Below are 8,696 nucleotides of genomic sequence, written 5' to 3' on the forward strand. Positions count from 1 at the left end.
TCCCCCACCCCTCCCCACCATTCCACCCCCAATATGTTGTAAAACACCCCCGAGCATATGTTCGAAAACACAATATGTTGTGTTTGCAGCAAAGGCGGGATGCCACCTGTAGAACCACGCCCGCGAACCTCAACCTTCAAGTTGACCTTGAGGCGATTTTTACGTCCCTTTACACGCCGTTCACATCGCCCCCAAACTCTCCCACCCACGGTACACACGGCCCACCGCCGCGTCGGTGTCTAGCGAAAAATGGGACGAGCCCCAGATTGCCCATGCGCGCGCAAAAGCACGCCGCGGCAATCTGGGGCCCGTCCCCAAATACCTATAGATATGCAGGCCAGCGATGTGTTAACGATGTGCCAGCGGGTGCGCCGCCAGATAGACCTCGGTCAGTTGCGTACGATCGACATGCGTGTAGACCTGCGTGGTCGATATATCGGCATGTCCCAAGATCTCCTGTAGCACACGGAGGTCCGCACCGCCCGCAAGCATATGGGTGGCAAAGGAGTGACGCAGCGTATGGGGATGGAGTCCCACCAGCCCCACCTGGCGCCCGTAGCGCTCACAGATGGCATGGATGCCCTGGCGCGACAGACGGCGGCCGTTCTTATTTAAAAAGACCGCCGAGGTCTCGGTTCCGTGGGCATGGGCCGCCAAGCGAGAACGCCCCTTAGTTATATAGCGCGTCAGAGCTCGCGCCGCGCTTCCCACCAACGGGGACAGGCGTTCCTTTGAGCCCTTACCGCGAACGAGCACAAAGCCATCGTCGATATGGATATCGCCCACATCGAGCCCCACCAACTCACTCACACGCAAGCCGCATCCGTAGAGCACTTCCAAGATGGCATGGTCGCGCAAGCCCATCTCGCCCTCGGGGAAGTCTTGATCGAGCAGCGCCGAGACATCCTCCACCGATAGATACTCCGGCAAACGCTCAGCCTTTTTAGGCAGGCGCAACGCCGCCGTTGGATTTTGGGCCACAATCCCATCGCGCACCAAAAAGGCATGCAGGCCCTTCACGGCCGCAAGCGCACGCTCCACCGAGGCATCGGAATAGCCCCCATCGCGACGGTCGGCGACAAAGCCCTCCACGACCTGACGAGTCACCTCATCAAAAGACATGATGCCCGCCCGCTCCAGATACGCGCAGTACGTCGTCAGGTCACGACGATAGGCCGCAATCGTGTTGCGCGCCAAACCCCGCTCGACCGCGAGGTAATCGAGATACTCCCCCGCCGCCACGGCGAGCGACGAGGGAGTAGCTTCGGTATGTTCTTTGTTCGCCGGCACCCTTAGTCCGTAGCGAGGTTCATGGGCGTCACCTGCAGGCGATCGACACCCTCGTGCTGACCGATCGAGGCACGCACGAACTCTCGGAACAGCGGCTGCGGGTTGGTCGGACGGCTCTTGAACTCGGGGTGAGCCTGGGTTGCCACATACCAAGGATGCACGTCGCGCGGCAGCTCGACCATCTCGACCAGGCGCTCGTCGGGCGACAGACCCGAGATAACCAAACCGGCGTCCTCAAGCTGGTCGCGGAAGGCGTTGTTAAACTCAAAGCGGTGACGGTGACGCTCGTAGACGAGATCCTCGCCATATGCCTCGCGAGCGAGGGTATCGGCGGCGAGCTTGCACGGATAGGCGCCCAGACGCATGGTGCCGCCCTTCTCGGTCACGTCCTCCTGCGAGCTCATCAGATCGATGACGCTAAACGGGCCGTCCGGATCGAACTCGGAGGAGCTGGCGCCGGCAAGGCCGACGACGTTGCGGGCGAACTCGCACACGGCCACCTGCATACCCAGGCAAATGCCCAGATACGGAATCTTGTGCTCACGGGCAAACTCGGCCGCGAGGATCTTGCCCTCCAGGGCGCGCTTGCCAAAGCCGCCGGGGACCAGGATGCCCGAGGCGTCGCCCAGAACCTCGGAGACATTCTGCTCGTCGAGGCTCTCGCCGTCGACCAGCTGGACGTCCACATGGCGATCGTAGAAGACGCCCGCATGGTGCAGGGCCTCGATAACCGACAGGTACGCATCGGGCAGCTGCGTGTACTTACCCACGACGGCAATCTTAACCTTATCGGCGTGATGGTTGGCATGGTTCTGCTTACGCAGGAACTCATTCCACTCGCTCATGTCGCGCTCACGCGGGTCCAGGCCCAGGCGCTCGCAAATACGCAGGTCAAAGTCCTGCTCGGCAAGCAGCTGCGGCACGTCGTAGATGCTCGCGCAGTCCTCATTGGTAAAGACGCAATCGGTGTCGACGTCGCAGAAGCTTGCGATCTTTCCGCGGATAGCGTCATCGATATGGTGGTCGGAGCGCAGCACGATGATATCGGGCTGGATGCCAAAGCTGCGGAGCTCCTTGACGGAATGCTGCGTGGGCTTGGTCTTGACCTCGTGGGCGGCGGCAATATAGGGAACGAGCGACACGTGGATGTAGCAGACGTTCTCGGAGCCGGCCTCCTTGCGGTACTGACGGATGGCCTCGACAAACGGTTGGGACTCGATGTCGCCGATCGTGCCGCCCAGCTCGGTGATGACTACATCGGAGCCGGTCTGCTCCTCGATGCGGCGAAACTTGTCCTTAATGGCATTGGTGACGTGAGGAATCACCTGCACGGTACCGCCCAAAAAGTCGCCGCGACGCTCGCGGGCGATTAGGCTTTTGTAGATGGCACCGGTCGTAAAGTTGGAATCGCGGGTCAGGTTCTCATCAATAAAGCGCTCGTAATGACCCAGGTCCAGGTCGGACTCGTAACCATCCTCGGTTACAAAGACCTCACCATGCTGGAACGGGCTCATGGTACCGGGGTCGACGTTCAGATACGGGTCGGCCTTCTGCATCGTTACTTTGTAGCCACGCGACTTGAGCAGACGGCCCAGCGAGGCCGCGGTGATACCCTTGCCCAGGGACGAAACCACGCCACCGGTTACGAACACATGCTTGGTCATATTGAGTTACCTGCGCTTCCCGTAGAAGTTGTTTATCCACATCTTACGGGTCTTCATTGTAATACTCGCGCCGCGGACCGTCCGCAATTTTTCTCGCGTGCGATTGCATTTCTCAATCTTGAAACAAAACGCCGCCCGGTTTCCCAGGCGGCGTCGCTATGGCAAGGGTTACATGCTGCTATCGATCAGCAACCTCGTCCTCAAGCATTTCTTGAACGAGCATGCCGGTACGGACGCCCTCAAGATACCACTCGCCACGTTCGGTGAGGCAAATGCCATTTGCAAGCTGACCGCCGTCGTCGCTATAACGCGAGACGACATCAATCATGCCTTCGGAATCCAAGCGATCGATTGCCGCGCGGGCACGATACGGCGAAACCCCCACGCGCTCGGCAAGCGTTTTGCGCGAGAAACCATACGGCCCGCCATTGTCTTCGGTTTGCTGGTCGATCTCCATCAACACCAGCACCTCGACACGCTTCATATCGTTGACACTCGCACGACCCTTGCCCGCCATAGCAGCCTCCTCAAACCGAGCACGAGCATCTAACGCGCCGTGCGCGACCGACACACCTCACGATGGCAGGTAATATCCATCATGCGGCATCCCGCTAAGGATGAAACAGTTACGGTTATTGTATACCGCTCAAATTGTTTCTAGGCAGGTAAACAGCTATTTTTCGCCGAAATAGACGCTTTATTGATCAAAAAGCCGTACCGGGCGCTAACCCGATACGGCCAAAATGCAATGCAATTACCGCGGTGCTTCAAACTTAGCGATGGAAGAAACCGCGGCGCTCAAACTTGGGCTCGCAGCACACGTTGATACCCAGTTTGCGCAGTACCGTCTCGTCCGTCGGCGAGATAATCACGCTAAAGAAGGCATCGCAACCGCGCAGCTGCTCCAGGCCCGAAAGGACGCGAGCGGCCGTCTCACTCGTGGCCGAGGTGATCGACAGCGCCATAAGCGTCTCGTCGGTGTGGAGGCGCGGGTTTTTGCTGCCCAGGAAATGCGTCTTGAGCTTGCTGATGGGCTCGATCGCCTCATCGCTAATGACCTCGAGCTCAAGGTCGACGCTCGAGACATGCTTGAGGGCGTTCATAATGAGCGAACTTGCGGCGCCCAGGCGCGTGGAGGTCTTACCGGTCACCACGGAGCCATCGGGCATGACCATGGCACCCACGGGACCACCCGTCAGCTGCTCCCTGGTGAGGGCCGCCGAGCGCGCCGGTGAGTAGTTCTTATCGATGCCGGCTTTCTTCATAATAATCTTGAGACGGTCGACTTGCTCATCGCCCACGCCGGTACGGCGCACATTTTCGACCGCGGTAAAGTAGCGGCGGACGATCTCCATCTTGGAAGCGTCGCGGCAGGCATCGTCATCGGTGATGGCAAAGCCGACCATATTGACGCCCATGTCCGTAGGGCTCTGGTAGGGGCTCTTGCCCAGGATCTTTTCCATCAGGGCACGAACTACCGGGAAGGCCTCGACGTCGCGGTTGTAGTTGACCGTGGTCTTGTTGTAGGCCTCAAGGTGGAACGAATCGATGATATTGGCGTCGTCGAGGTCAGCCGTGGCGGCCTCGTAGGCAATATTGACCGGATGCGTCAGAGGAAGATTCCAGACCGGGAAGGTCTCGAATTTGGCATAGCCGGCGGCGGTACCGTGCTTATGCTCGTGATACAGCTGCGAGAGGCAAGTGGCGAGCTTGCCCGAGCCAGGACCGGGCGCCGTCACGACGACGAGCGGACGGGTGGTCTCGACAAACTCGTTCTTGCCATAGCCGTCGTCGGACACGATCAGGTCGACGTCGTGCGGATAGCCCTCGATGGGATAGTGGAGCTTGGCGGGAATGCCGAGCGCGTTCAGGCGGTTGCGGAACACATCGGCAGCGGGCTGGCCGGCGTACTGGGTGATGACCACGGCCGCGACAGCAAAGCCGTTGCCGCGGAACAGGTCAACCAGGCGCAGCACATCCTCGTCATAGGTAATGCCAAGGTCACCACGAGCCTTGTTCTTCTCGATGTGGTTCGCGTTAATGGCGATGATGACCTCGACGTCGTCGGCTATGCTCTTGAGCATGCGAAACTTGCTGTCCGGCTCAAAACCCGGCAGCACGCGGCTCGCGTGATAGTCGTCAAACAGCTTGCCGCCAAACTCCAAATACAGCTTGCCGCCAAACTGCGAGATGCGCTCCTTAATATGAGCGGCCTGCAGCTCGATATACTTCGCGTTGTCGAAACCCTGGCGCATATATGGCTCCCGTCCCGTTTCCATTTAATGTCTTAGGCGATTATAACGGAGCCTGCCCTCCCCGATGCCCAGGCCATCAACAGGCACCAACCAAACACGCCATCGATAAGTTGCGGTGAAATAGCTCCTGTTTAACCCCTCAAGACGGCCAAACGGGAACTATTCCACCGCAACTTCCCCTTTTGGCGCAAAGTAACCTGACCCCTTTGCACCAACAGCAGAAACGTCGCGGGCAGAGAACGGACAGCGAACAGGCACCAGAGCGAGCAAGCCGCCCCCTGCGCCAACAATGGCAGCGCCGCAGGTTGAGCATAAGTCAGCGAAAGCCCACCAGAGCGAGCAAGGTGACGTGAAAGAGGAGGGCATGGCGCAAAGCAATCTGACACCTTTACACCAACAAAGGCAGCGCCGCAGGATGAGCATAAGTCAGCGAGCGCCGTCCAGGACGTACAAGTTGGCATGAAAAAGGCAAGGCATAGACCTTTTGGTCATGCCTTGCCTTTTGAATGACAAATTGTCGTCCTGGGCGGCGCGCAGCGTCGACCGGTTCCGGCGTTTGGTAAAACGCCGGAACGCAAGTCGCCCCCTCCCGCGCACGGAACGGGAGGAGGCTAAAGGTAGGAGTCTACCGGTGGGGTTACCCCACCGGACAGACGATGACCAGGTGATCCTTTACAGGATCGTCATGGTTTCCGTGGGGTACCCAAGGGGTACTTAGAGCATCACGCAAGCGACGGTCAGGATGATGGCGCAGACGACGGAGAGAGCGACGATGAGCTTAAGAGCAAACTTGAGCCAGGTCGTCCACTCGATCTTGGCCAGAGCAAGACCGCCCATGATGGCGCCGGAGGTCGGGGTGAACAGGTTCACGACACCGATGGCGGCGGAGAAGATCATGACCATGACCTCGGGCGAGAAGCCGAGCTTAACAGCCAGCGGTCCCATGATGGGCATGGAGACAGTAGCCATACCGGAGGTCGAGGGGATCAGGAAGGACAGGCCGAAGTAGACCAGGAAGCTCATGGGAGCGAAGATCACGCCGGACAGGCCAGCCAGAGCATTGGCGGCAGCGTCGAGGACGTAGACGTCGAGGCCGGTGCTAGCCATGAGGACGGAGATACCACGGGCGAGGGCGATGACGAGGACAACGGACATCATGTCGGCAGCGCCGGTGATGAAGGTGTTGACGATCTGCTTCTCGGACAGGCCGCCGATAATACCGATCAGGACAGCCATGAGGAAGAACCAGGTGGAAGCCTCGTCGAAGTACCACTGACCAATGGGCAGGCCGGTGATCAGGGCAGACCAGCCCTGAACGATGGCGTTACCGTCGGCGTCATAGACAGCGCCAGCATCGAAGAAGTTGGCGACGCCCTCGTTAAGGTCGGCCAGCGGGATGAAGCCGACGATCATGACGACGAAGGTGAAGGCAAAGGCGATCAGAACACCCTTCTGACGACCGGTGAGCTTGACCTCCTTGTGAACCTCGGAAGCAGCCTTGCCGTGAGCCTCTTCGGCGTCCTTGAGCTCCTGCATCGAAAGGATGGTGGAACCCTTGTCAGCCTTGACCTTCTTGGCATAGCTCATGACGAAGAGGATGGACATAACAGTGGTAACAATCCACAGGACGGCACCGAGGCCGATGATGATGGACTGGTTGACCTCAATGCCAACGCCAGTCAGAGCGTCAACGGCAGCACCGACGGCAAACGGGTTAACCGTGGAGCCGAGGCAGCCGCAGCCAGCGCCGAGCAGGACGGTGGCAGCGCCGACCATGGGGTCGAAGCCAGCAGCCATCATGGTGGCGGCGAGCAGGGCGTAGAAGGGAACGGTCTCCTCGCACATACCATAGGTGGTACCACCGAGGGAGAAGATGAACATCAGCACGGGAATGAGCATGATCTCATTGCCCTTAAGCTTCTGCACCAGAACAGCAATGCCGTTGTCCAGGGCGCCGGTCTCGGTCATCATGCCGAGGAAGCCGCCGAGGATCATAACGAAGAGGCAGACGGGCAGAGCGTCAGCGAAGCCCTTGACCGGGGCGGTGCAGAAATCGCTCAAGCGGGCAGCGGTAACCGCGCCACCGGACGTACCGGAGACGATAACGGTAACAACCGCGACGATTGCCAGCAGAGCAAGAAGAATGGTGAACGATGAAGGCATACCGCGCTTTTTCTTAGCGGTCTCAGTCATAGTTCTCATCCCCCCTTCATAAATCATTTACTGATCTCGCCCGAAGCGGCTCTTCCGTGCCGTGCATGTCGCTCGGTGCGAGATTTTTACCAGACAAAAGCGCTCGGGGTGCGCAGCAATGCACCCCGAGCGAGATGCTAGATGCTCTTACTTGAGCGTAGCGTACATGACAGCCTTGATGGTGTGCATGCGGTTCTCGGCCTCGTCGAAGACCTTGGAAGCGGGGCTCTCGAAGACCTCGTCGGTGACCTCCTGCTCGGTGATGCCGAACTGCTCGCACTTCTCGGCGCCAATCGTGGTGTTGGTGTCGTGGAAGCTGGGCAGGCAGTGCAGGAAGATGGCACCCGGGTTGGCCATAGCCATGACCTCGGAGGTAACGCGATACGGAGTGAGCTGAGCGATGCGCTCGGCCCAGACCTCGTCGGGCTCGCCCATGGAGACCCACACGTCGGTGTAGAGAACGTCGGCACCGGTGACGCCGTCCTTGACGTCGGTGGTCAGCTTGATGGTGCAGCCGTTAGTCTCAGCGATGGGCTTGCAGGCCTCGATGACGTCGTCAGCGGGCATGCACTCCTCGGGGCCGCAGGCCACGAAGTTCATGCCGAGCTTGGAGCAGACGACCATGAGGGAGCGAGCGACGTTGTTCTTGCAGTCGCCCATGAAGACGAGGGTCTTGCCCTTGATGTCGTAGTTGAAGTTCTCCTGGACGGTCAGGATATCGGCGAGCATCTGGGTGGGGTGCCACTCGGTGGTCAGGCCATTCCATACGGGCACGCCAGACTTAGCAGCGAGCTCCTCGACGTCGTCCTGGGCAAAGCCACGGAACTCGATGCCGTCATACATGCGGCCGAGAACGCGGGCGGTGTCCTCGATGGACTCCTTCTTGCCCATCTGGGACGAACCGGGATCGAGGTAGGTGACGCCCATGCCAAGATCCATGCCGCCGACCTCGAAGGCGCAGCGGGTACGAGTGGAGGTCTTCTGGAAGAGCAGAACGATGTTCTTGCCCTCGAGATAGCGGTGAGGAACGCCGGCGCGCTTCATGTCCTTGAAGTTCTTGGAGAGCTTGAGCAGGTACTCGATCTCCTCGGTGGTGAGGTCGAGGAGCTTGAGGAAGCTACGGCCGGAGAGGTTAACACCCATGGTTCAAATCCTTTCGAAGAAATGAATTACGTAAGTATTAGTGTTGCCCGTTTGACGGGCGAAACCGGTGCGGTTGTAGGGGGACCGCACCGGAAACGGAAAGACTTAGAGGTCCTCGCGCCAGAAGGGCATGCTCATGCAGCGCGGGCCG

6 protein-coding genes are annotated in these 8,696 nt (G+C 59.4%); all 6 read right to left on the reverse strand.

What is annotated here, in order from left to right; genetic code table 11:
- Positions 1-348: 348 nt before the first annotated feature.
- Complete coding sequence (gene xerD, locus DXC99_RS10090) at positions 349-1,290, reverse strand: site-specific tyrosine recombinase XerD (protein ID WP_117584232.1); 942 nt, start codon at positions 1,288-1,290, stop codon at positions 349-351.
- A 2-nt stretch (positions 1,291-1,292) separates the two neighbouring features.
- On the reverse strand, positions 1,293-2,954 hold the full coding sequence (locus tag DXC99_RS10095; RefSeq protein ID WP_117584233.1) for a CTP synthase: 1,662 nt from the start codon (positions 2,952-2,954) through the stop codon (positions 1,293-1,295).
- Between the two features lie 178 nt (positions 2,955-3,132).
- Positions 3,133-3,471: a hypothetical protein gene (locus DXC99_RS10100; RefSeq protein WP_040358312.1), complete on the reverse strand. Its 339-nt coding sequence runs from the start codon at positions 3,469-3,471 to the stop codon at positions 3,133-3,135.
- Between the two features lie 256 nt (positions 3,472-3,727).
- Complete coding sequence (locus DXC99_RS10105) at positions 3,728-5,209, reverse strand: DUF1846 domain-containing protein (RefSeq protein WP_117630079.1); 1,482 nt, start codon at positions 5,207-5,209, stop codon at positions 3,728-3,730.
- A 714-nt stretch (positions 5,210-5,923) separates the two neighbouring features.
- Entirely contained in the window at positions 5,924-7,411 is a 1,488-nt protein-coding gene (locus DXC99_RS10110) for a YfcC family protein (RefSeq protein ID WP_369831459.1), read from the reverse strand.
- Between the two features lie 138 nt (positions 7,412-7,549).
- A complete protein-coding gene (gene argF, locus DXC99_RS10115) occupies positions 7,550-8,545 on the reverse strand; it encodes an ornithine carbamoyltransferase (RefSeq protein ID WP_117630080.1) in 996 nt (331 codons plus the stop codon).
- Between the last annotated feature and the right edge of the window lie 151 nt (positions 8,546-8,696).

Origin of the sequence: Collinsella sp. TF10-11AT, assembly GCF_003437565.1 — a bacterium.
In the GTDB taxonomy this organism is placed as follows: domain Bacteria; phylum Actinomycetota; class Coriobacteriia; order Coriobacteriales; family Coriobacteriaceae; genus Collinsella.